Genomic DNA, 22,547 nt, shown 5'->3' on the forward strand with positions numbered 1-22,547 from the left:
TCAACATGAGGGAGGTGGCGGCGTGAACGACCTGGGCGTCATCGACCGTTTTATGGAGACCTTCATCCGCTATATCGACAGCGGGTTCGGTCTGCTGACTGGCGACGTCGCCTTCCTCACCACGATTCTGATCGGCATCGACATCACGCTTGCCGGCCTGGCCTGGGCATTCGGCGGCGAACCCAACATTCTCGGCCGGCTCATCCGCAAGGTACTCTATGTCGGCGTCTTCGCCTTCATCCTGAACAATTTCAAGAACCTCGCCGACATCATCTACCGGTCCTTTGCCGGCCTCGGCATCAACGCGTCCTCCGGCAATCTGTCCGCTGACAATCTCCTGCATCCCGGCCGCATCGCCGCGACCGGCTTCGAGGGTGCCTGGCCGCTTCTCGATCAGGCGAGCCAGCTTCTTGGCTTCCCCGAAATTTTTGGCAACGCGCTGACCATCTTTGTGCTGCTCGTGGCTTGGTTCCTGGTCATCATCGCCTTCTTCATTCTTTCGATCCAACTCTTCATCACCATCCTGGAGTTCAAGCTCACCACGCTAGCCGGTTTCGTTCTGGTGCCCTTCGCGCTGTGGAACCGGTCGGCATTTCTGGCCGAGCGCGTGCTCGGCAATGTGATCTCGTCCGGCATCAAGGTGATGGTGCTCGCCGTGATCGTCGGTATCGGCTCCACGCTCTTCGGCGAGTTCGCTTCGGCGCTCCAGGGCAAGGAGCCCGACCTGGCGGCGGCCATGTCACAGGTGCTCGGCGCGCTGGCGCTGCTTGGCCTCGGCATTTTTGGTCCTGGGATCGCCTCGGGTCTTGTCTCCGGCGCGCCACAACTTGGCGCGGGCGCCGCACTCGGGACCACGGCGGCCGCTGCCGGATCAGCGCTCGTTGCCGGGGGAGCTGCCTTTGCCGGTGCGCGAATGGCAACCGGCGGCGGTCTCGCCGCCATTCGAGCTGGCACGACCATGGGTTCGGCAGCTTCCTCGGCATGGCAGCTGGGACGTGCAACGTCGCCTGACACCGGCCTGCCCGGTGTGGCTGCTGGAATGCAGGGCGTGGCGGGTGCCGCAAGCGGCGCTGCGATGCGAGCAGCACGATCTGCCGCCGGAAGCTTCGAGCGCAGCGCCGATGCCGGACGCGAAGCCGCATGGACCGCGACCGGCGGCGCGCCGACCGCATCTATGACCGAAACCCCAGCCGGTGCAGGCCCCGATGCCGCGCCCAATTGGGCAAGGCGTTTGCGTTCCGAACAGACCTCCCGTGCGCATCGCCACGCCGCCATACAGGCCGTCCGTGATGGAGACAGGCCAGGAGGCAGCGCCAATCCCTCTCTCAGCGACAAGGACGACTAGATGCTATTCAAACGACCCGTTCAACGTTACGGCAAGACGCCCGAGCCGGTCACGCCGTATCAGAAGGCCTCCCAGCTGTGGGATGAGCGCATCGGCTCTTCGCGAGTGCAGGCCCGCAATTGGCGGCTGATGGCTCTTGGCTGCCTGGCGTTGGCAACCGGGCTCTCCGGTGGTCTTGTTTGGCAGTCGATGCAGAGCCGCGTCGTGCCTTATGTCGTGGAGGTCGATCGCTTCGGTGAGGCGCGCGCCGTAGCCCCGGCAACCCAAGACTACGAACCCTCGGATGCCCAGATCGCCTGGCATCTCGGCCGTTTCGTTCAAAATGTCCGTTCTGTCTCAACCGATCCGGTGTTGGTGCGGCAGAACTGGCTGGCCGCCTACGACTTTGCCACCGACCGCGCGGCACTCTTCCTCAATGAGTACGCAAAGGCCAACGACCCTTTCGGCCAGATCGGTACGCGCAGTGTGTCGGTGCAGGTGACCAGCGTAGTGAGGGCTTCCGACAGCTCGTTCCAGATCAAATGGACCGAGCAGGTTTTTGAGCGCGGCAGCCTGGCCAGCACGACGCGATGGACCGCGATCCTGACCATCGTGATCCGCCCGCCAAGCAATACCGATCAGCTGCGCAACAATCCGCTCGGCGTCTTCGTCAACGCCATCGACTGGTCGCGAGAGCTCGACAGCGCAGCACCTGCATCCGTTTCCCCGAAGGAGCCCGATAATGACAAATAGAGCCCGATCGTTCCGTGCTGTGATGATCCTGTCAGCGTCGGCAGCCGTCCTCTCGGCTTGCGCATCGAAGCCGGTGCCGCCGCCTGAGATTTCTTATGACACGGGCGACTTCAAAGCAGCGGCAATCCAGAAGCCGCCGGAGAAGCCGGTCAAGATCGTCGAGGTGCCAAAGCCGCTGCCTTTGCCCAGTCAGCTGCAGCCTGACCCGGGCAAGGTCGGCGAGGATAAACGTTCCCCTGAAGAACGTGTCGCGGACGCCAACAAGGCGGCGACGCAGCAGCCCACCAAATACGGCTATGTCAATGCGGTCCAGGTCTATCCCTTTGCCGATGGCGCGCTTTATCAACTCTACGCCGCGCCGGAGCGCGTCACCGATATCGCTCTGCAACCCGGTGAGAAGCTGACGTCAGTGTCCGCGGGCGATACGGTGCGTTGGGTCATTGGCGATACAGTGAGCGGCATCGGAGACAATCAGCGCACCCATGTGCTGGTAAAGCCTTTCGCGCCGGGACTTAGCACCAACCTGGTGATCACCACGGAACGGCGGACGTATCACCTGCAGCTACAAAGCACTGACAAGACAGCAATGGCGGCGATCTCCTGGACCTACAGCGAAGACCAGATCGTCGCGCTGCGCCAGCGTAACGCTCAGGCCGAGGCCGCCACGCCCGTGGCGTCGAACGTGGTGCTCGAGAACATCCGCTTCCGCTATTCGATCAGCGGTGACACGCCGCCCTGGCGGCCGACGCGCGCCTTCGACGACGGCAGCAAGGTCTATATCGAATTTCCGCGCCGAATCGATCAGGGCGAGGCGCCACCGCTCTTCATCGTAGGAGCTGACGGCAGCAACCAGCTCGTCAACTACCGTATGCGCGGCAACTACTACATCGTCGATCGCCTCTTTGCCGCAGCAGAACTGCGGCTCGGCTCCAAGCAGCAGCAGGTGGTGCGCATCACCCGGACCGACGGCCGGAAGCCGCCGCGGCGGATCTCGCTGTTTTCGCGCTTCAGCAGGTGAGGGGAGCGCTCATGACTGACACGTCCCAGTACACCGCTCCGCCGAAGCTCGATCCCGAGCAGCTGCAGCTGCGCGCCTCGCCGCGACGCGCCGTCCGATTCAGGCGCGGCGTGATCATCGCGATCGCCGCCGTCGGGTCCGGTGCCATATTCGGTATCACGATGATTGCGCTTCAAGGACCGGAGTTGCGCATTCCAGATCTGGTGGAAGACCGGTACAATACCGAGCGCAAGCCGACCGCCGAGGGGCTCGACAGCCTGCCCAAGGATTATTCCGCGATCAAGCCAAAGGCGCCTGTGCTTGGGCCGCCGCTACCGGGCGATCTTGGCCGCCCCATCCTTGAGCGGCAGCGCCAGCTTGGTATTGCGCCGGGGCAGGAGGCCTCCGCCGAAGAGCAACGGCTCGCCCAGCAGGCGATTTCGGCGCGGGAGTCGCAAGTCATGTTCCGGATCGACAATCGACCGAAGCAGACAGATGCCGCGGGCAACGGGCAAGGTGCCCAGCAGCCAATTGAGGCTCTTCCGCAAGCCGTGGCCTCCCGGGCGTCAGCTTCAATTGCACCAGCCGAGGGCGACCAGAGCAATCTAGCCCCCGAAGCCTCGGCGAAGGAGGACCAACAGCACAAGCTCGATTTTATCAGCCAACGGAGCACAGGTGGCATCTACAATCCGCACGCGTTGCAGACGCCGGCTTCGCCCTATCAGTTGATGGCCGGCAGCGTCATCGCCGCAAGCCTAATCACCGGCATCAACTCCGATTTGCCCGGTCTCGTCGTCGCGCAGATCACCGAGAATGTGCATGACACAGTCACCGGCAGCACCTTGCTGATACCGCAGGGCTCACGGTTGATCGGAACCTATGACAGCGTCGTCGCCTTTGGGCAAAAGCGTGCGCTGCTGGTCTGGCAGCGCATACTGCTGCCCGACGGCTCGTCAGTCGAAATCGACAACCTGCCCGCCACAGACACTGCCGGCTATGCGGGGTTAGAGGACAAGGTGGATTTCCACACCTGGCAGTTGATCAAGGGGGTTGCGCTAGCCACGCTGTTGGGTGTCGGCACCGAGCTGAGCTTCGGGGAAAACGAAAGCGACTTGGTCAAAGCGATCCGGCAATCCACCCAGCAGAACATCAGTCAAGCAGGCCAGCGCATCACCGAAAAGAACCTTAACATTCAACCGACCATCACAGTGCGCCCCGGCTGGCCGCTGCGTGTCATCGTCCACAGGGATCTCTTGCTCCGGCCATACGCGGATTGAATAGGAAGCTCATGCCAAACCTGAAACTAGGAAAGCTTCCGGACCGGACGCCTTCCAAGATCACCATCACCGTTAGCGCCGGCTTGAGCCAAGCGCTCAACGACTATGCCGCGCTTTACCGTCAGACCTATGGCGAATCTGAAACGGTGGCAGAACTCATCCCATTCATGCTGTCGGAGTTCCTCGAAAGTGACCGAGCATTTGCCAAGGCCAGAAAGGAAGGCCTGCCGGGCGTCGGCGCATCGGAAAAGCCGCGACGGCAATCAGCCGCAAGATTGGACGACACATAGAGCGGGGTACTCGGGCTCTTCCGTCTAAAGATACCGCTGACGATTGCAGCGCTAGGAACTCTGCTGAAGATGACCACGCCAATAGCGAGCCGCTCTAATGGCCTCTTGCGGAGTGATTCACCGGAGACGCGCGTTTGAGTTCCGAGAAAACCGCAAACCAAAAGCGATAGTCGCGGTCGCGCCCATCAAAATGGGCCGTCAATGCGCAGTGAGCCGCGGCAGTCGTCGCGTCCGGCTCATAGACATCGAGAGCTGCTTTGGCCGCCTCATCCGGGTCCGCAAAATCCCAAAGCGATAGACTGCCACGATTTGCTCGATCGGCGCTGTCACGATCACGTTGATTCCCTGGCACGCCAAGACCTCCGGTTGTCCACCACTCAGGCTTTCGCCTTGCGTTTCGCAGCAGGTTTTTTGGCAGGAGCAGACTTTCTTCCCAAACCTAACGATTTCGCCAGCGCTGATCGGGTGGCCGAATAGTTCGGGGCGACCATGGGGTAGTCCTTCGCCAATCCCCACTTCGCGCGGTATTCATCGGGCGTCATCCCGTGTCGGGTTGCCAGATGGCGCTTAAGCGACTTGTATTTCTGACCGTCTTCAAGACTGATGATGTAGTCCGGGAACACCGATCTTTTAGGATTGACTGCTGGCTTTTGCGCGGGTGCTTCTTCTGGAGCTGCTTGCCCAATATTAGACAATGCCGAATTAACGCTGGCGATCAAATCCGGCAGTCCAGATACGGGGACTGGATTCTTTTGGACGTAAGCGGAAACGATATCTGCGGTAAGTTCGATCAGATTATTGTCGGCTTCTTCGGACATGTCAGGCTCCAGAGTCACAATCTATACGCTCATAGCCCTCAATCCAGCAACGTGCAACGTACCGGCGAGCTAGATCTGTGCCTGATCACTTAGAGAGCTAGGCAGCAGCGGATAAAAGCGCGTCGCAATAGCGTCGGCTCTCGTTGCTAGGAAACGATAGAGTCAAAGGCGTGCATGCCGCGACGGCGGCTACATTGTTGCAGGCTTTTCAACAGCGTAGCAATCTGACGGTATTATTGACGGTATTCTGGGTGTTGGCTGATTAAAGTTCATCAATAAAATCAAGGAGGTGCTGTTCAGATTGATGATCGAGTGGGAGTGAGGGATACGGCAATCGCAAAGCTTCGGCGGCGATTTCGCTTGCCGCGCCGTTCCCCGTTCATGAAAAGCGAACGGATAGGAGAGGCTGAGATATTCGGGCTCATCCCTGCAAAGACGGTCGACCGAAATTCCCCGGCAACCTCACAGCGCTTGTTCACGGAAGGGATGGCCTTGCAGCGTTCCGTGAACGGTCGCCTTGCCGATTGATGCCCGCAAACGGTGTTTCAAAGCGGTTTGCTCCGCCTTCGGTCAACGATGCCGGCGGAGGCGGTCGCGCAAGCACCGGAGGCTTGGAGGCAATTGCCGCGCCTCCAAGAAGAAGGCCAATCGCAATCAGCCAGCTGCCAAGGATGCGCGCGGCAATCGGAAACCAGCCGTGCCAAAAGGCGTGCCCGCTGAGCCCAATGGCAGCCAGGATCCACAAGCCGATAAGAGTGGCGATCATCGAAATTGCGGGATCGTGCAAGGTGGGGTCGGTCAGCGTTGTGGCGACACCCAGCATCGCGCCGATCAACATGGCGCAAACGGGAAGAATCCATCGTCTGACGCGGGCAGGCAGGATCAACAGCAGGCCGGCCGTAAGCGCCGAAACTGGCCCGGTCAGGAAAAGGTGCGTCGTCAACCCGGGGACGTCCGCCATGATCGCGAGATATCGATCACGAAAGGCAATTCCGAGCACGACGCCCAGGAGGAATGTTGCCAGTGCGACAGCCATGTGGCGTCCGCGCGCCAGTGCGATCGCCACACCCAATCCGGCAAGCGGCATGACCCGTTCTGCGGAAAGGCCACTGTTGAGAATCCACCATGTCGTCACCGACCGTTCGGATCGCGTCTCCAATATGAGAGCGCAGATCAAGGCAATCCCGAGGAATGCCAGCAGGGGGCCGGACCAGCGCAGAGCCCCGGGCGTTGTTCGCTCAGTGTCGTTCTCAAGTGACAAGGAAATAGACGCCTCCAACCGCGATCAGCCCGCCCAGCACTTGCGATAGCCGCCCGCCGAACGGCTTGCCTAGAACAAGCCCGACCCCGATGCCAAGAAGATGGATCAAGCCGGTGGCGATGACAAACCCGATTGCGTAGTCGGCTGGGTCGGCTGCGTTCGGAAGCTCCGCACCGTGAGCATATCCATGACAGATCGCAAACACTGCGATCAACAGCAAGGCCATCCATTCCGCCGGCCGCCAGGCGCTTGCAATGGCCAGTCCTAGCGCGATGATCGAAAGCGCGATTCCGATCTCCACGCCGAGTAGAGGGATTCCCGCAATGCCGGCGACGCCGCCGAGAACCATGATCAGCGGGAAGGCAACCGGCAGCGTCCATATTGATCGTCCGCCGATCTGAGCACCCCACAGGCCGACGGCGAACATCGCCAGAAAATGATCGGGGCCGGTCAACGGATGTTCGAACCCGCTGCCGAACCCCTCGGATCCAGACTGAATTATGTGAGCTTGGACTGCCGTTGGCATGGATATCAGTACACAACTGGCGACCAAGCGACAGACGAAGACACGCCCTTGCCGAAAGGCATCGGTTTGCGGAAGGTTCAGTTGATGCGCCGCGACGGTCTGCTGACTACGCACTAATCACGCCACCCATGATCAATCGTTCCGGACAGAACTCTTTGGATGGTTCTAGCGATAGAGTGTGCGAGACGCATTGGCAATTTCAAGCGCATGGCGTTCGGTGTGTTCCAGTCCTTTCGTCTACCAGATCCACGGCGTAGCCGCGGCTTGGTGATATTATGCATTCCAATTAGGAATACTCCGACGCCGCTTAACCCGGTGCATGGCTATCGTTGAAGCTATGCAGCGCTCCCCGAGCTCGCTGGCTGTCGCAACACCTCGTCGACGAAGGCGATAAACGTGCGCGCCTTGGTCGTCGCTGCCCGCCCCGTGGGATAGACGGCCCACAGATCCATTGATGGTAAGTCCCAATCCTGGAGCACCGCCTTGACCGTCCCAGCCGTCAGTTCGGGCGCGAACATCCAATCCGAGGCGATGGCGATGCCTGCGTCCGCCAGCACGGCTGCGCGCACCCCCTCGGCGGCCGTAACGTGCAGCCGGCCTTTGACCGTGACCGCCACTTCTGCCCCGTCGCGATGAAAGGTCCAGACCGTGCCGCCGCCACGCTGGCTGTAGATCACCGCCTCATGCGCAATCAGTTCGCCGGGTGACCGAGGCTCGCCGGCCCGCGCGAAATACGCGGCGGTGCCGATCACGGCATGTCGAGTTGTGGCAATGCGGCGGGCGGTCAGCGCCGTGTCAGCGAGCCGCCCCATGCGTAAAGCCACATCGATTCCCTCTTGCACGAGGTCGATATTCCGGTCGTCCAGCACAACCTCCATCTCAAGATCTGGATGGCGTGCCAGGAATTCCGGTAAACGCGGAATCAGATGGATGCGCGCGAAAGTGACCGCGGCGCAGATTCTGAGCTTGCCGGTGAGGCCGCGCCCGGCGCCGCGCGCCGCCAGCTCTGCCTCCTCTGCCTCCTCGATCGAGCGCCGTGCCCGTTCATAGAAATTGAGCCCGGCCTCGGTCGGCGCCAGACCGCGCGGCGAGCGGAGAAGCAACTTGACGCCGAGCCGGTCCTCTAGCTGCGCGACCGATTTCGAGACCGCCGGTTGTCCAACATTGAGACGGCGCGCCGCGGCCGAGAAGGAGCCGGAATCGATCACCAGCACGAATGCCTCCATCGCCGACAGTCGGTCCATGCGCATGCCTCATTGGAATAGATCATATAGCCACGGGGTTTCTGCCACACATATCCTGGAATGGCTATTTTCTCTTCCGGCAGAGCCGGAGTGGCTATGGATACGCGGAGACAAAGATCAGCGGCGCGCCGTGCGTGCGCGCTGGCGATCACGCGCCAGATTTCACGCTCACCACCCATGACGGACAGCCCGTTTCTCTGACGGCTGAGCTTCAGAAGGGGCCGGTCATGCTTTCCTTCTTGGCCTCTATGCAACTACGCTATGCCGACATTCAGCTCGCGGCCCTGTCAAACTGCGCGGGCAGATTGGGACGGAGGGCGGGGTACTTCTGGCGATCTCGTCTGCCGTCATGCCGAGGAGCGACTCGGCCCGCGATCTTCCCGTGCTGTACGACGCCTGCGTTGTCGCGGGGCGTTATGGAATTTCGGCGCCCGCTACCTTTGTCATCTACGATCGCGCTGTCACTGATCGACGTTGCCCCCGGCAACCGCCTCACCGGCGCTCTGGGCACTGCGCCGCATCGGAGTGCGCCGGTCACGATCACGCTCTTGTCCGCTGTCCTGCGTGTTCGTGCTGATCCTGGCGAACCTTGCCATCAAAGAATTCCTCGTCTTAAGCATCAAATCCTTGGCCGTACTACTGACAATGTCTCGGCACCGGGAGTCGCGTCACTGCCCATATTCCAATTCAGAATAGAAAGTATTTCTCCATGCTATCTGCTCACCGATTCCGGAATGAGCAATACTTCTCCTTAGAACGCAGCTTTAGAACAAAGGAGAGATCATGATTAACGGTTTCAAGCTTCACGAGACGGCGATCGCTCCTGCAGCCTCGGCGGAGATCCTGAACTGCGTCCAGAAGGCCTGGGGCTTCGTACCCAATCTGCACCGCGTCCTGGCCGAGAGCCCGGCCGCGCTTGAGGCCTACAGCACCCTTTGGGGCATCGCCGAAAAGACCAGCTTCACCGCGCAGGAACGCCACATCGCCTATCTCGCCATCATCTACGAGAACGAGTGCACCTACTGCATGGCGGGCCACACCAACCTGTCGCGGATGGCGAAGGTGGCCCCCGAGGCGATCGCGGCGGTCCGCGAGAGCCGGCCGATTGCCGATGCCAAGCTCGAGGCGCTGCGCCAATTCGCCGCCAAGGTCACGCGCCAGCGCGGCGCGGTCAGCGAGGCCGACGTCGAAGCCTTGAAGGCTCGGGGCTATGACAACCGCGCCGTGCTCGATGTGCTCGTGCTCGCAGCGACCAAGCTCATCTCAAACTACACGAACCATCTCGCGCAGACGCCCAATGACAGCTTCATGAAGGGCGCAGAATGGACGGTACCCGGCAAGCTCAAGCCGGCCGTTTGACCCACCCGCAGCGCCGTTGTTCCCGCGATCGAAATGGTGACCGCGCTCGCTTCAAAGGAGTGAACTGTGCCATGCCACTTTTACTTGAGGGTAAAAAGATCGTCGTAATTGGCGGCAGCTCCGGCATCGGTTTGGCGATTGCCCGCCAAGCTCAGGCGCAAGGAGCTTCGCTGGTCATCATCGGCCGGGATCCGATGAAGCTATCGAATGCGGCGTCAAAACTCGGCGGCGACGTTCAGACCATCGGGGGTGATGCCCATGATCACGCTGCCCTTGAGAGCTTCATCGCGGCCCTGCCAGAATTCGATCACCTTGTCTCGATGATCGGCGACACCATGGCGGGCGGTTTCCTGCAGACACCGCTCGACTCGATGCGACATGTGCTGCATTCGAAGTTCTGGACCAATCTGCTGATCGCCCGTTTTGCCGCACCCCTCGTCCGCGAGAGCGGCAGCATGACGTTCACCTCGGGGAGCGGTGTTAGGGCGCAGGAGGCGGCGGCGAGCTACGTGGCGAACGAGGCGCTCGCCGCAATGGCGCAAGGATTGGGTTCTGAACTCGGCCCGCGTGTGCGTGTGAACGTCATCGCCCCGGCGTTCATGGACACGGCCTTATGGCGCGCAAAGCCACGTGAGGACATAGACGCAAGGATACGCTCCTATTCTCAGATCAATCCACTGAGGCGTCTCGGGACGCCAGAAGAAGTGGCATCGGCCTATATCTTCCTAATGGTCAATACGTACACAACGGGACAGGTCTTGCAGATCGACGGCGGCATGATGCTGCGGAAATAGCTCCGGTGGCGTGACCCATCGGAGAACGACAATGTCCCAAACTATGAACCTGCGTTAGGTGCCTGAAGCCATGACCTTGCAAAGCGCCCTGTGGGCGGGCCGGATAATGAGCGCGTTTGTCGTTATCGCTCTGGTGGCAGACGGCACTATTCAGCTTTTCGCGCCGGCACAGATCGCGAGCATGTTGCAGGAAACCGGCTTCGCGATGGACCTGACCCGTGTCGTGGGTCCGATCATACTCGCCTGCGCCATCCTTTACGCCATCCCGGCCACGGCAGTCCTCGGCGCGATCCTGGTGACGGGCTTTTTGGGAGGCGCGATCTGCGCCCATGTCCGCATCGGTGAGTTGGGGTCGCCGCCGGAAATCATTTCCCTGCTTCTGGGCGCGATGACATGGGGCGGCCTTTACCTGCGCGCCCCCCGTGTCCGGGCCATTTTGCCGCTCATCCGTTGAACCCACAGGGCAGTGTTCTGGACCTCAAGATCAGGAGAAAACACATGTTTTTAGTAGTGGGAATCACGGGAAAGGTGGGCGGCGCAACGGCAGAACATCTGTTGGCGCACGGCAAGGAAGTGCGCGCGCTGGTCCGCAATCGCGAGAAGGAGTCAAGCTGGGCGAACCAGGGTGTGGAACTGGTTGACGGCGATTGGAATGATTCGGCAGCGATCGAGCGGGCGCTCAGAGGGGTCGAAGGCGCGTTTGTAATGTTGCCGGCTGTCTGGGCGCCCTCGCCCGACTACAGAGAAGCAAAGGGCGTGATTACAAACTATGTCGAGGCGCTCACCAAGGCAGCGCCGCCGCGAGTGGTTGCGCTTTCATCGATGGGTGCGAACAGAATCAACGGGCTCGGGATGATCACGGCCTTGTCGCTTCTGGAGCAAGGTTTTCGCGACCTGACATCCCCAATCGCATTTGTGCGCGCAGGCGGATTTTTCGAAAACTTCCTCTACGGCTTGCAGGTTGCCCAGGGCGGAACGCTACCGGTCTACTACAATCCGACAAACCGGAAATCGACCATGGTCGCGACGAGCGACATCGGCGCGGAGGTCGCAACCCTTTTGACCGAGCCAGCGTGGTCAGGGCAGCGCGTCGTCGAACTTGGTTCGATGGTCACCGCGGATGAAGTCGCGAAGCAATTGGGTGAAGTCCTGAATCTCGACGTGAAAGCCTTTGCAGTGCCGCGCGCGGGGTGGGCGGAAGCGTTCGAGCAGTTCGGCATCCCGAAGGGCCGCACCGGACCTGCCGAAGAAATGTTTGAGGCCGTGAATGCGGGATGGATGGATCTCGGAGTCGAGGGTACGGAGCACGTAGCGGGTACGACGTCTGCACGCGACGTCTTCGCGGCGGCTCAGAACGCCGCCAAGGCGCAAGTTCGGGACGGATCAAGCATGAGGCGGAGACTGCCCGCTTCTGTGTATCGTTGAGGCTCTTGCTAGCCGTGACGGTCTTTTTGCCGATGGGACCGATCGTGAAGGCACGGCTATAGAACGTCGAAAATCGATCAATCGGTGCCGATAGTCGCTGAAATCGAAGGGATTTTGAATCGCCGAAATTTTCCTTTGAAATCAAGAGCGAAAATTTCTGACGGATCGGTGAGACGGTTCTTCGTCGCGCACAGAAAAAATTTGCGCTGAAAATTCAGCGCGTTACCATCGCTTAGAACAATCGAGTGGGAGTGAAGGGGAGTGCCGTGGAGTGGCATAGGATAGCAATTGCCGAAATGCGCACGCCCAGGACCGCCATCTCGGAGATGGCCGAGCTCGTCATCTGCTGGGAACTGGTGGTTGCCCACTTGCGCGGTGAAGGGTCGGCTCCAGTCAACGCTGCAGCACGGGACTTTCTCGAGCTTCTCACTTTCTTCGAGACGTGATGCCCAGCAAACGCAGCTCGTTGGCAATGGAGGTCGTCTAAATAACGATCACGGCCTTGATAAGCCCCGACTTCTGATGTGCCCAACGAGCAATATCGTGCGGACTGTCCTCAAGGGTCGTGTGGTGCGTTATGAGCTTGGCCACAGGAACAGCGCCGTCGTGCATTGCTGCCATGACGTGGTCAAAGTCGACGCCAAGTGCGTTTCGGCTGCCGATCAACAACATCTCGCGTTTGTGGAATTCGGGGTCGGAGAAGCTGATTTCGTCCTTGATGACGCTTACCATTGTCAGGGCGCCGCCATGGGCGACGTAGCTGAACGCGGCTTGTATCGAGGCCTTGTTGCCGGTCGCATCGAAGACGAGGTCGAAACAATCGCCGTCGGTTCGCTCTCGCACCAGGTCGACAGGTGACAGCGACGCCCCATCGATGACGGGAAATCCAAGTTGACCTTCGGCGAAGTCGAGCCTTTCCCGGCTCACGTCCATCACCGTCACTGCCTGGCCTGCAATACGCGCAAACAATGCCGTACCCAGCCCGATAGGCCCGGCGCCGATAACCAGCGTATTTCTGCCGGCGGCAAGCCTGGAGCGCCTTACCGCATGAGCGCCGATCGCCAGAAATTCGACGGCTGCCGCGTCAACGAGCGACAGTCCTGCAACAGGGTAGAGATTGGCGACGGGCACAAGCAATTCTTCACACATGCCGCCGTCGCGATGGACGCCCAACACTTCGATCGATACGCAGCAATTCGGCTTGTCGTGACGGCACGCAATGCATTTGCCGCAGGCAAAATAGGGATTTACGACGACCCGCTCACCGAGTTCGATGGCAACGCCTTCGCCTATGGCGGTCACGGTCCCGGAAAGTTCATGCCCCATGACACGCGGATAGGCCAGGTAGGGATGTTTGCCTTCAAAAATGTGGTAGTCAGTGCCACAGATACCGATATGGCTGATGCTGACCAGCGCCCAACCGGCGCCCGGTCGGCCGGGCGCCGGGCGATCTTCGAAGATCAATTTGCCGGGCTTTCGGCACACGAGCGCTTTCATCGGAACTATCCTGAAATGTTCCAAAAGAACCCGGCGGCCGGGTGACCGCCGGGCCAAGTTGGGGAGACTACTCGAAGTCCTTGACGTTCTTGAGCGTCACAAGGCCTGCGCCGGTGTCCACATTGGCTTCGACGGTTTCGCCGTGGATCGCCTTGACGACAGTGTCGATGCCAAGCTCGCCCATTTTTGCCGGAAATTGCGCAACGCTAGCATCTTCCGCGCCGGACTTGATCGCTTCGATCTCACCGCAGCAGGCGTCGAAGCCGACCAGGATGATCTTGTCGTTGGCGATGCCCGCATTGCTGATCGATTTGACGGCTCCTGGGATGGGCGGGCCGCAGGCCGAGTAGATCGCCTTGAGATCGGGATTGGCTGTCAGGATGTCTTCGGTCACTGACGTGCCAAGTTCGAGCGTGCAATTGGTTGCACCCTTGCCAACGACGTCAACCTTGACGTCGCCTAGCCCTTCCATCATGCCGGTAACCCGATCATCCAGCGCCGGCACTCCAGGAACACCTTGCAGGATGCCGATCTTGTCGCCGTTCTTCAGCACGGTCTTCAGATACTCTCCAGCGATCTTGCCGCCATTGAGATTGTTGGTCGAAACCAGCGCCGTCGCGCCTTTCCAGTTCGGGATGCTGTTGTCGACGAGTACCACCTTGATGCCGGCGGCCACAGCCTTGTCGAGGGCGGGCGCCACGGTCGGATCGACCGGTGTGATCGCCAGACCCTTGACGCCTTGGGTGATCATGGACTCGATCAGCGCGATCTGGCCTTCGATGTCGGTAGCCGCCTGGCCCTGGCCGGTGACGAGTTCGATTTCGGGATGGGCGGCCGCGTATTTCTTGGCGGCATCCTCCATGGTCGAATAGAACGGCACCGGGAATTTTGTAATCAGGCCGACCTTGATCTTGTCGGCGGCCGAAGCCGGCATCGCAAACGTAACGGCGATCGCCAGCCCGGCTAACAGTTTCAGGTTCATTGGCATTCCATTCCTCCCTTGGAATTGAGGCGTCTTCCGGCGGAAGCCGCTTCAGGCATTTGCGGACCGGAACGGTCCCCAAATCTCGAACGGTTCAGGCTCCAACGATCATTGAAACCAGCTCCTGTTTGTTGCCCTTGGTCGGCACAAGTTCGCCAACCTTGCGGCCCTGGCGAAGCACCACGGCGCGATCGGCAAGCTCGACGACATGCTCCATATTGTGGGTGATCAGGATGACGGCGTTACCCTGGTCGCGCAGGGCGGCGACCAGGTTGAGCACCTGGCGCGATTCACGCAGGCCAAGTGCGGCGGTGGGTTCGTCCAGGATCACGACCTTGCGGGCAAACACGGTCGAGCGGGCCACGGCGATGGCTTGTCTTTGGCCGCCCGACATCATGGCGACGACGGCGTCCAGGCGCGGCAACGTCACCTTGAGGTTTGCCAGCAAAACGCGGGTTTCGGCATCCATCTTGCGTTGCTGAAGAAATCGCATCCCGCGCGGAAGCCATCGCGGCCTGGCCAACTCGCGACCTGCAAAGAAGTTCTGTCCAGGCGTCAGATTGTCGAACAGCGCCAGGTCCTGATAGACGGTTTCAATGCCGGCAAAGCGTGCATCCGCCGGCGAGCGGATTTGCGTTTGCACACCGTCGAGAACGATGGCGCCGGCGTCGAGCTGATGGACGCCGCTAATGCACTTGGTCAATGTCGACTTGCCGGCCCCATTGTCGCCGAGAAGCCCGACGATCTCGCCGCTCCGGACCTCGATGCTGACATCGTCCAGCGCCACCACCGAGCCGAAACGCTTGGTCGCGCCACGAACCGCCAGCACGGGATGGTCGGCTGCATGATCGACGCCGGCCGCAACGGCGCTCATGACTGCCTCCCGGCCTGCATGACACGCACACGCCCTTCGAGATAGTTGCGCAGCACGTCGGACTCGACCGCTATAACGATGACCACGCCGATGACGATGAGCTGGAAAAAGACGTTGACGTTGAGCAGGTTGAGCGCGTTGCGGATAACGCCGATCATGATGGCGCCGATCAAGGCATGGCCGAGATGGCCGCGGCCGCCAAGGAAGCTGGCGCCGCCGATGATCACCGCCGCAATCGTATCCAACTCCAGCAGATTGCCGAACAAGGGGGAACCGGCGTCGGTTCGGCCGGCGAGGATGACGGCGCCGATGCCGGCGCACAGCCCTGAGATCACATAGACCGAAACCAGAACCCAGGCCACGGGGATGCCCATGCGCACGGCAGCGTCGGGCCGGCCGCCGACCGCATAGATCCAGCGCCCCCAGACCATCGTCTTGGCCATGATGAAAAGGACGGCGGCTACGCCCGCAACGACGAAAACCGATCCAGGCAGACCCCAGACCGCCTCGCGGCCGAGCGCATCGATGGCATCCGGCATTCCAGGGATGGCGCGCCCGTCGGCCAGTTGCAGCGCCAATCCCTTGGCGATGCTCAACGTTGCCAGCGTGATGATGAAAGGGTGCGGCAGCCGGCCGAAGACGTAGAACAGCCCATTGATAGCGCCGACCGCCGCTCCGCAGCCAACCATCGCCGCGATCACCACGAAGGCGGGAGCGCCGGCATGAAAGGAGAGGGCGCCGACGACGGAAGCCAGCGCAACGTTCGAGCCGACGGAGAGATCGATCCCGCGTGTCAGGATGACGAGATGCTGGCCCATCGCCACGACCGAGATGACGGCGGTTTGGGCAAGGATGTTGCTGAGGTTGCGCCCTGTCAGGAAATAGGGTGACAGAAAACCGAGGACGACGATCAGCAACGCCAGGATGATGACCGGACCAGCACTCAGCAGGGTCAGGCCAAGCGCAAGGCCGGGAACGGCTTCCCGCTTCTTGGGTGCCGGCAATGCGGACCCGCCGACAGTGGCGCCGGTGTTTCCCGTTTCAGGCAAAGTTTCCCTCCCCGCCGAGGCTCGGTGCGCCGCGTCGTCAAAAACTCAATTCGTGCAACAGGTCTTCTTCTTATCGATAAAAAACAACGAGCGGGGTTGTTAGGTCAAGTTGTTTTTTATGGATAAAGTTCATGCTAAAAGAACAAGGTATTGTTTAGGAGGAGTCCGGTGCGAACTGATACCGTCTACAAGAGGGCCTTTAACCGCGCCGCCAGTATGCTGCGCGATGGACAACTGGTCGGGGAACTCCCGTCCGAGAACCAACTGAGGCGGCGAATTGGCATCAGCCGCACCACTGTCAGGAAGGTTCTACTGGAACTTGTTCGCCGCAAACTTGTCGCTTATCACAACGGCATCCGGGTGGCGGGTCGCGCGGTTGACGAAAATGACTACTATCCCGACGCCGAAACCACGCCGCGCGCCAAGCATGTCGAACAGCAATTCATGGAGTGGATGCTGCGAGGCGATACAAAACCCGGCACGAGCATCAACGAGCTTGAGCTTGCGCGTCAGTTCGGTGTCGCGACCAACGGCATTCGCGAGTTCTTGATTCGCTTCAGCCGGTTTGGGCTGATCGAGAAAAGGCCGAATACAGGATGGCTTTTCAAGGGCTTTACGGAAGATTTCGCACTTGAACTGTTCGAGATCCGGATGATGTTCGAGTTGCGCTCGGCGCATCTGTTTTCACAACAGCCCGAGAATTCCCCGCTGTGGACCAAGCTCGCCGCGCTCAAGATTGCGCATGTCGACCTGCTGAAGCGTATCGAGAGCCGCTTTCACGATTTCTCCGGCCTCGACAACCGGTTTCACAGGCTCATAAACGAGGCGTCGCCGAACCGCTTCATCGACGATTTCTACGAGATCATCAGCTTCATTTTTCACTATCACTACCAGTGGAACAAGCAGGACGAAAAGCAGCGCAACAAAGCAGCGCTCCTTGAGCACATCACCTATATAGATGCGCTCGAAAGCCGAAACTCAGCTCGAATTGCAAAGGCCTGCCGAGCGCATCTCGCCTCGGCAAGAGCAACGCTGATGCGTTCGCTGATTGCACTTGAAGAATAATCGAAGCCGCCGAACCCTAGCCATCGGATCTATGCCTGATTCGGGCCCAAAAAAACACAATTTAATCAATGGTTTCGGGACATCATCCGGTTCTGCCATTGAGATAACTATGTTACTTTTCAAATTTTCTGATGCTGCGATTTGGACTCGAACCCCTGGAACGATACGGGAAGATCTCTGAATCTGGCCCACGAAAAATAAATTCAACATTCTTAATACACCCTCGGGGCCGATCATTTTTTGCCCGTACAGTGCAGTTTCTGCGACTGTGCGACGGTGCTTTTCCGCTGGCCGGCTGGCAGGGATCACCGAATTGGTATGTGCTATTGTAGCCCAGCCACGATCGAAGCTCACACGTAGGCCGTCGAAACCGTGCGGCCTGTGACATGCGATCCCAGTTTCCAAGCAAGGAAGGACGTCACACGCGATCTCGTGCTGACGCCCTGGACGCTTAGGCGACGTAGCGGACCACGCCGCCATCCACGCGCAGAGCCGCGCCAGTGGTTGCGGAGGCCTGCTCCGAGCACACATAGACAATCATGTTCGCGACCTCGTCGGTGGTCGCGAAACGCTGGATGAGGGTGGTCGGACGCATAGCCCTCAGGAAGCCTTGCTCGGCTTCCTCTTGCGTGATTCCGGTTGCCTTAGCCTGCTTCGCCATGAAGTCACCCAGGATCTCAGATCGGGTAGGTCCCGGCAGGACGGCGTTGACGGTGACACCCGTGCCCGCGACCGCCTCGGCAAGACCGCGCGAGACCGCCAACTGCGCGGTCTTGGTCATGCCATAGTCGAGCATCTCCTTGGGAATGTTGACCGCGGACTCGCTGCTCACGAACACGACGCGGCCCCAGCCCTTCGCCACCATGCGCGGCACGTAGTGGCGCGTCATGCGCACGCCGCTCATCACGTTCAACTGGAACAGGCCGAGCCAGTCCTCGTCGGGGACCTTGGCGATGTCCTCGACGCCGTTATAGTCCCGGATGTGAGCCGTACCGACGTTGTTCACGAGGATATCGGCGTCGGGCGCTTGCGCGAAGAATGTGGCGGCGCCCTCCGCGGTCGACAGATCGGCGGCGACGCCGGAGATCTCGCGGTCCGGGAAAGACTGGCGCATCTGCCGCACTGCCTCGTCGACCCGGGCATTTCCACGGCCATTAATGACGACCGACGCCCCGGCACGAGCTAAACCCTCTGCGGTGGCGCGCCCGATGCCTGCCGTCGACCCGGTGACGATCGCCGTGCGGCCCTTGAGTTCGATATTCATGTCATTCATCTCCTGTTGTGAGCGGCTAATGCATGTTGCCCAAAAGTGCGCAGCGGTTTTGGGACAACGACATGCGTCAAAACAAAGACTTAAAGCGCGTCGCCTGAGTCCGTTTCATCGCGACGCGCTTTAAGGCGACCCAATGTGTGCAGAACCAGACTAGAAGCGCGTCGTCCCCTTCGATCGAGAGCCTTGAAACCTGGCCCGTGCGGGCCAGGTTTCAAGGCAAATGCGCTAACCTGCCTTTTCGCGACTTCCGCCTCCGCTGCGCGGGCGAGGCTTTCAACCCATTGCTGGTGATAGCGATAGAGCGCTCCGGGATGCTTGCGTCCGAGCTCCTCGAGGAACCAGGGGCCTTGCTGTGTCTCCTCGGTCAGCACATGACAACCATCGCTCGTGGGAGTGATGACCCAGCCGTGGTAGCGCTCGAGCCGGACCTGTCGCCATCGACTGTCGTCGCCCATGCGAGCCTGCGGAAGGGCTCGTACTCCTTCACGACCAGACTCATCGGGAATCCGACCGTCACTCGGCTGTATCTGGTTCCGAGCGCCAGCTCCGGCTCACCGGTCAGGATCTTGACCTGATCTTCGGCAGGAAAGTAGCTCGACCAGTTCTCGGCGTCGACGAGCAGCCTCCATACCACTTGAGGGGGTGCCTCCACGTCGATGTCATTGAGCGCATAGATGGCCGACGTTTTGGGATCGTACTTCTCGGGCCAAATCACACGGTCGTACATCGATTACTGCTCCTTCTTGAACAAATCCTGGAAGATGAGCTGGCCCCAAACGCGGCCGCGTGCGTGCACCAGCGCGCCACCCTCGTTGAGCTTTCCCAGGTTAATGGGTGCGAACCCGAGTTGTTTGGCCAGGGCCGCCACGGGAGCGATCGCGTCCTCGTCGTCGCTCGACAGGAAGACCACCCGGTGGCCGCCCCCGACGATCGGATCGGCAGCCAGGGTGGCCGCAATCAGGTGATTGAAACCTTTGACGAACTTGGCGCCGGTGAACGTCTTCGCGACGAAGGCGGAGGATGGGAGACCGTCCAGTTCCTCAGGGACTGGAAACGCGTTCGTCGCGTCGATGACTGTCTTGCCCTCCCAGCTCGGCAGAGCCTTCGCAACCTCGCGATGCTCCCCGAACGGGACCGCCAAGATGATTGTGTCGGCCTCGAGTGCATCCCGCAGCGACTTGGCGACGACCGAGGGTCCAATCGCCCGGGCCTGCGGTGCCAACGCCTCGGGCGGCCGGCGGCTCGCGACGGTCACGTCGATGTCTTTGCGGGCGAAGGCGCGGGCAAGGGCCTGGCCTATCTTACCGAATCCTACAATCGCATAGCTCATAGTACTTCTCCGATCCGTGTTGATATTGATTCCCCGGCCCTCAACGGCACTGGGTTATTCGTTTCGCTGCGTGGCGACTTCCGCGTAGCCGGGCCGACCGTTCAGCGCGGAAGCCGTTCCACCGTGGACATGCTAGTGCCCGCCGATCAGCCACTTCGCGCTATCCGGCGCGATTTCAGATGGCCGAGAGGCCGCCGTCGACAGACAACTCCACCCCATTCACGAAGCTCGAATCGTCTGAAGCAAGAAACAGCGCGGCCGCCGCAATTTCCTCAGGACGCCCCATCTTTCCGCGCGGGATCACGGATTCGAACATCCGCTTCGCCTCCTCGGTGAGAACTTGGTCCTGCATCGGTGTGGCGATCGGCCCCGGATGCAGCACGTTCACCCGGATATTCCTGCCCTTCAGCTCGTTGAGCCACCCGCGTGCGAATGCGAGCAACGTCGCCTTGCTCGCCGCATACACGCTGAAACCAGGAAAACCTTTGATCGAAGCGACTGACCCGGTCATGAAGATCGATCCGCCATCGTTGAACAGCGGCAACGCCTTCTGAACCGTGAACAGCGTGCCGCGCGCATTCAGGTTGAAGGCCGCATCGAAATGCTGCTCGGTAATCTCGCCCAGTGGGACGGCTTCGCCCATGCCGGCGCTCGCATAAAGGACGTCGATCTTGCCCTTTTCCCGCTTGACCGTATCGAACAGGCGGTCGAGGTCGTCGAGATTGGACGCGTCGCCGCGCACGCCGGTCACGTTCCGGCCGATCAGCTTGACGGCCTCGTCGAGCGCCTCCTGCCTCCGGCCCGTGATGAAAACATAGGCGCCTTCTTCAACGAACCGCTTGGCGCTCGCCAGCGCCATGCCGCTCGATCCACCCGTGACGACTGCAACCTTACCTTCAAGCTTTCCCATGACTTCTCCTTTCGTGGTGTCGAGACAGCATCTGCCTCCGAGAACCTCGAAATGGGTCCGCCGGCGTCAGTTGTTGAGTGCGGAAGCGCGCACATCGCTGGTGCAAAATCGATCCGGCTGGATGACCGACGTCAGCCGCGACGGTCAGTGTCCCACCGTTCGGAGTTGGGGCCGCGCTCCTCGACATAAGCTATGATGACCGTCCGTACCGCTGTACGATGCGTTAGATACGGGCTTGGAAGGCGCACCGCGCGGTGCGGGATTGCACCATGATCGACTGGGATGACATTCGCCATTTTCTTGCCGTGGCGCGCGGCGGCTCGGTGCGGGCTGCCGCCGAGGGCCTCGGGGTGTATCACTCGACCGTGCTGCGACGCATCGCACAGCTCGAGGAACGCCTCGGGGCGCAGATGTTCGAAAAGCTGCCTTCGGGCTACCGCCTGACGGCTGCGGGCGAGGAGGTCCTCGAGCTCGCGAACCAGATGGAAGCGTCGTCGCACCAGCTGGAGACGCGCGTCTTCGGTCGCGACCAGAGCGTGCGCGGGCTTCTGCGGGTGACGCTGGCACCGCCCCTCGCGACACACCTGCTCATGCCGGACTTCGCCGATTTCGCGCGTCTGCATCCGGACATCGAGATGGAAATCTTGTCGTCCGGCGAGCTGGCAAATCTGACCAACCGAGAGGCCGACGTGGCGATCCGCGTCGTCTACGATCGCAAAACCCTGCCGCTCAATCTTCACGGCCTGAAGGGACCGGAGGTGTTCGGCGGCGTCTACATGTCCCGCGATCGACTAGCCGCATGGCGTGCGGGCGCGCCTGATCCCATCCGGTGGATCGTCATAAGCATTCATGGAATTCCGGATTGGGCCAGCGAGGGTGAGGTTCGCACCACGGGGGTTCCATTCAGGACCACGGATGCCGAGGCACAGATCGTTGCTGTACGGCAAGGGCTCGGGATCACGACACTGCCGTGCTTCGTCGGAGATGCCGACCCCCTGCTGGTGAGGGTGCCGGGCACCGACCTGCACATGTACGGAACGCTCTGGCTTCTCACACAGGGGGAGACTCGCAAGACGAAGCGCGTGCGGCTCTTCACGGAGTTCGTATCCGGCAGGCTCGCCGCGTATGCTCCGCTTCTCGCGGGGCTGTCCATATCGCGCGACTGACGCCCGGCAGGTCGCCGGCGACGCTTGCCGTAATCCGGTCGGGAAGCCGAGCTGCGATCGCTTGAAAAGGCGTCGTTCAATCCGCGAATGTTGCGCCGTTTCGCAACCGGCGCGAAGGCCACACTACTGACGGCGACGGACTTCACCATCGCTACGCCTTGCTGGTGGCCGCAACCTTGGCGGCGGGATCTCGCCGTCAGCCTGGCATGTGAGCGGAGCAAGGTGCGGACGCGGAATCCAACGGACGCCGGCGTTCCGCTGGTGTTGCTCTTTAACGTCGGTTATGGGCGGTATCGCGCCGCAGAGTTGAAAGCGGCCCGGCCGCATCTGGGA

25 protein-coding genes are annotated in these 22,547 nt (G+C 60.8%); 12 read left to right on the plus strand and 13 right to left on the minus strand.

Annotated elements, in window-relative coordinates; all coding sequences use genetic code 11:
• The first annotated feature begins 22 nt into the window (after nt 1–22).
• From trbL to RFM68_RS06425, 5 genes are read left to right on the plus strand one after another with little or no spacing between them, the layout of a single operon-like run.
• The gene (trbL, locus tag RFM68_RS06405; protein ID WP_320231870.1) at nt 23–1,345 is read left to right on the plus strand and encodes a P-type conjugative transfer protein TrbL; all 1,323 of its coding nucleotides are present in this window, start codon (nt 23–25) and stop codon (nt 1,343–1,345) included.
• Nucleotides 1,346–2,077: a conjugal transfer protein TrbF gene (gene trbF / locus RFM68_RS06410; protein ID WP_320212888.1), complete on the plus strand. Its 732-nt coding sequence runs from the start codon at nt 1,346–1,348 to the stop codon at nt 2,075–2,077.
• A complete protein-coding gene (gene trbG, locus RFM68_RS06415) occupies nt 2,067–3,095 on the plus strand; it encodes a P-type conjugative transfer protein TrbG (RefSeq protein WP_320231871.1) in 1,029 nt (342 codons plus the stop codon). Before trbF ends, trbG begins: the two co-directional genes overlap by 11 nt.
• An 11-nt stretch (nt 3,096–3,106) precedes the next feature.
• Nucleotides 3,107–4,351: a TraB/TrbI/VirB10 family type IV secretion system protein gene (locus RFM68_RS06420; RefSeq protein ID WP_320231872.1), complete on the plus strand. Its 1,245-nt coding sequence runs from the start codon at nt 3,107–3,109 to the stop codon at nt 4,349–4,351.
• Between the two features lie 11 nt (nt 4,352–4,362).
• Complete coding sequence (locus RFM68_RS06425; protein ID WP_320231873.1) at nt 4,363–4,641, plus strand: DUF2274 domain-containing protein; 279 nt, start codon at nt 4,363–4,365, stop codon at nt 4,639–4,641.
• Nucleotides 4,642–4,735: 94 nt separating this feature from the next.
• Here RFM68_RS06425 and RFM68_RS33830 read toward each other — a convergent pair whose 3' ends face one another.
• The 5 genes from RFM68_RS33830 to RFM68_RS06445 all read right to left on the minus strand — a co-directional run bounded on the left by RFM68_RS33830 (nt 4,736) and on the right by RFM68_RS06445 (nt 8,490).
• Nucleotides 4,736–4,993: a Y4oE-related protein gene (locus RFM68_RS33830; RefSeq protein ID WP_502572766.1), complete on the minus strand. Its 258-nt coding sequence runs from the start codon at nt 4,991–4,993 to the stop codon at nt 4,736–4,738.
• A 25-nt stretch (nt 4,994–5,018) separates the two neighbouring features.
• Complete coding sequence (locus tag RFM68_RS06430) at nt 5,019–5,459, minus strand: Ros/MucR family transcriptional regulator (protein WP_320231874.1); 441 nt, start codon at nt 5,457–5,459, stop codon at nt 5,019–5,021.
• A gap of 475 nt (nt 5,460–5,934) precedes the next feature.
• Complete coding sequence (locus RFM68_RS06435) at nt 5,935–6,720, minus strand: hypothetical protein (protein ID WP_320231875.1); 786 nt, start codon at nt 6,718–6,720, stop codon at nt 5,935–5,937.
• Nucleotides 6,710–7,360, minus strand: a complete 651-nt coding sequence (locus RFM68_RS06440) for a HupE/UreJ family protein (RefSeq protein ID WP_320231876.1) — start codon at nt 7,358–7,360, stop codon at nt 6,710–6,712. Before RFM68_RS06440 ends, RFM68_RS06435 begins: the two co-directional genes overlap by 11 nt.
• Before the next feature lie 221 nt (nt 7,361–7,581).
• Nucleotides 7,582–8,490 carry a LysR family transcriptional regulator gene (locus RFM68_RS06445; protein WP_320231877.1) on the minus strand — a complete coding sequence of 303 codons (909 nt, stop codon included), beginning with the start codon at nt 8,488–8,490 and terminating at the stop codon, nt 7,582–7,584.
• Between the two features lie 783 nt (nt 8,491–9,273).
• Between RFM68_RS06445 and RFM68_RS06450 the strand changes: the two genes are divergently transcribed.
• The 5 genes from RFM68_RS06450 to RFM68_RS06470 all read left to right on the plus strand — a co-directional run bounded on the left by RFM68_RS06450 (nt 9,274) and on the right by RFM68_RS06470 (nt 12,514).
• On the plus strand, nt 9,274–9,849 hold the full coding sequence (locus RFM68_RS06450) for a carboxymuconolactone decarboxylase family protein (RefSeq protein WP_320231878.1): 576 nt from the start codon (nt 9,274–9,276) through the stop codon (nt 9,847–9,849).
• Nucleotides 9,850–9,920: 71 nt separating this feature from the next.
• The gene (locus RFM68_RS06455) at nt 9,921–10,643 is read left to right on the plus strand and encodes an SDR family oxidoreductase (protein WP_320231879.1); all 723 of its coding nucleotides are present in this window, start codon (nt 9,921–9,923) and stop codon (nt 10,641–10,643) included.
• Nucleotides 10,644–10,713: 70 nt separating this feature from the next.
• Nucleotides 10,714–11,097, plus strand: a complete 384-nt coding sequence (locus RFM68_RS06460; protein WP_320231880.1) for a DoxX family protein — start codon at nt 10,714–10,716, stop codon at nt 11,095–11,097.
• Nucleotides 11,098–11,141: 44 nt separating this feature from the next.
• Nucleotides 11,142–12,068 carry an NmrA family NAD(P)-binding protein gene (locus tag RFM68_RS06465; protein WP_320231881.1) on the plus strand — a complete coding sequence of 309 codons (927 nt, stop codon included), beginning with the start codon at nt 11,142–11,144 and terminating at the stop codon, nt 12,066–12,068.
• Between the two features lie 296 nt (nt 12,069–12,364).
• Complete coding sequence (locus RFM68_RS06470) at nt 12,365–12,514, plus strand: hypothetical protein (RefSeq protein WP_320231882.1); 150 nt, start codon at nt 12,365–12,367, stop codon at nt 12,512–12,514.
• 37 nt (nt 12,515–12,551) lie between these two features.
• Here the strand turns inward: RFM68_RS06470 and RFM68_RS06475 are convergent, their stop codons facing one another.
• The 4 genes from RFM68_RS06475 to RFM68_RS06490 all read right to left on the minus strand — a co-directional run bounded on the left by RFM68_RS06475 (nt 12,552) and on the right by RFM68_RS06490 (nt 16,350).
• Nucleotides 12,552–13,565, minus strand: a complete 1,014-nt coding sequence (locus tag RFM68_RS06475) for a zinc-binding alcohol dehydrogenase family protein (protein WP_320231883.1) — start codon at nt 13,563–13,565, stop codon at nt 12,552–12,554.
• A 67-nt stretch (nt 13,566–13,632) separates the two neighbouring features.
• Nucleotides 13,633–14,547 carry a sugar ABC transporter substrate-binding protein gene (locus RFM68_RS06480; RefSeq protein WP_320231884.1) on the minus strand — a complete coding sequence of 305 codons (915 nt, stop codon included), beginning with the start codon at nt 14,545–14,547 and terminating at the stop codon, nt 13,633–13,635.
• A gap of 94 nt (nt 14,548–14,641) precedes the next feature.
• Nucleotides 14,642–15,421, minus strand: a complete 780-nt coding sequence (locus RFM68_RS06485; protein ID WP_320231885.1) for an ATP-binding cassette domain-containing protein — start codon at nt 15,419–15,421, stop codon at nt 14,642–14,644.
• A complete protein-coding gene (locus RFM68_RS06490) occupies nt 15,418–16,350 on the minus strand; it encodes an ABC transporter permease (protein WP_320232148.1) in 933 nt (310 codons plus the stop codon). The genes RFM68_RS06485 and RFM68_RS06490 overlap by 4 nt, the downstream gene beginning before the upstream one ends.
• A gap of 288 nt (nt 16,351–16,638) precedes the next feature.
• On the opposite strand from RFM68_RS06490, the gene RFM68_RS06495 reads away from it, so the two are divergent.
• Entirely contained in the window at nt 16,639–17,535 is an 897-nt protein-coding gene (locus tag RFM68_RS06495) for a GntR family transcriptional regulator (protein ID WP_320231886.1), read from the plus strand.
• Between the two features lie 451 nt (nt 17,536–17,986).
• On the opposite strand, the gene RFM68_RS06500 is transcribed toward RFM68_RS06495, so the two are convergent.
• The 4 genes from RFM68_RS06500 to RFM68_RS06515 form a co-directional block, all read right to left on the minus strand.
• Entirely contained in the window at nt 17,987–18,799 is an 813-nt protein-coding gene (locus RFM68_RS06500) for an SDR family NAD(P)-dependent oxidoreductase (protein WP_320231887.1), read from the minus strand.
• 373 nt (nt 18,800–19,172) lie between these two features.
• Nucleotides 19,173–19,535, minus strand: coding sequence for an SRPBCC family protein (locus RFM68_RS06505; protein ID WP_320231888.1), 363 nt, complete (start codon nt 19,533–19,535; stop codon nt 19,173–19,175).
• A gap of 3 nt (nt 19,536–19,538) precedes the next feature.
• Nucleotides 19,539–20,138 (minus strand): NADPH-dependent F420 reductase, encoded by a 600-nt coding sequence (locus tag RFM68_RS06510; protein WP_430694826.1) that lies wholly within the window; start codon nt 20,136–20,138, stop codon nt 19,539–19,541.
• Nucleotides 20,139–20,313: 175 nt separating this feature from the next.
• The gene (locus tag RFM68_RS06515; RefSeq protein WP_320231889.1) at nt 20,314–21,048 is read right to left on the minus strand and encodes an SDR family NAD(P)-dependent oxidoreductase; all 735 of its coding nucleotides are present in this window, start codon (nt 21,046–21,048) and stop codon (nt 20,314–20,316) included.
• 269 nt (nt 21,049–21,317) lie between these two features.
• Here RFM68_RS06515 and RFM68_RS06520 point away from each other — a divergent pair, with 269 nt between their 5' ends.
• Nucleotides 21,318–22,214 carry a LysR family transcriptional regulator gene (locus RFM68_RS06520; protein ID WP_320231890.1) on the plus strand — a complete coding sequence of 299 codons (897 nt, stop codon included), beginning with the start codon at nt 21,318–21,320 and terminating at the stop codon, nt 22,212–22,214.
• Nucleotides 22,215–22,547: the final 333 nt, after the last annotated feature.

The sequence above is a fragment of the Mesorhizobium montanum genome, from assembly GCF_033977145.1.
Lineage (GTDB): Bacteria > Pseudomonadota > Alphaproteobacteria > Rhizobiales > Rhizobiaceae > Mesorhizobium > Mesorhizobium montanum.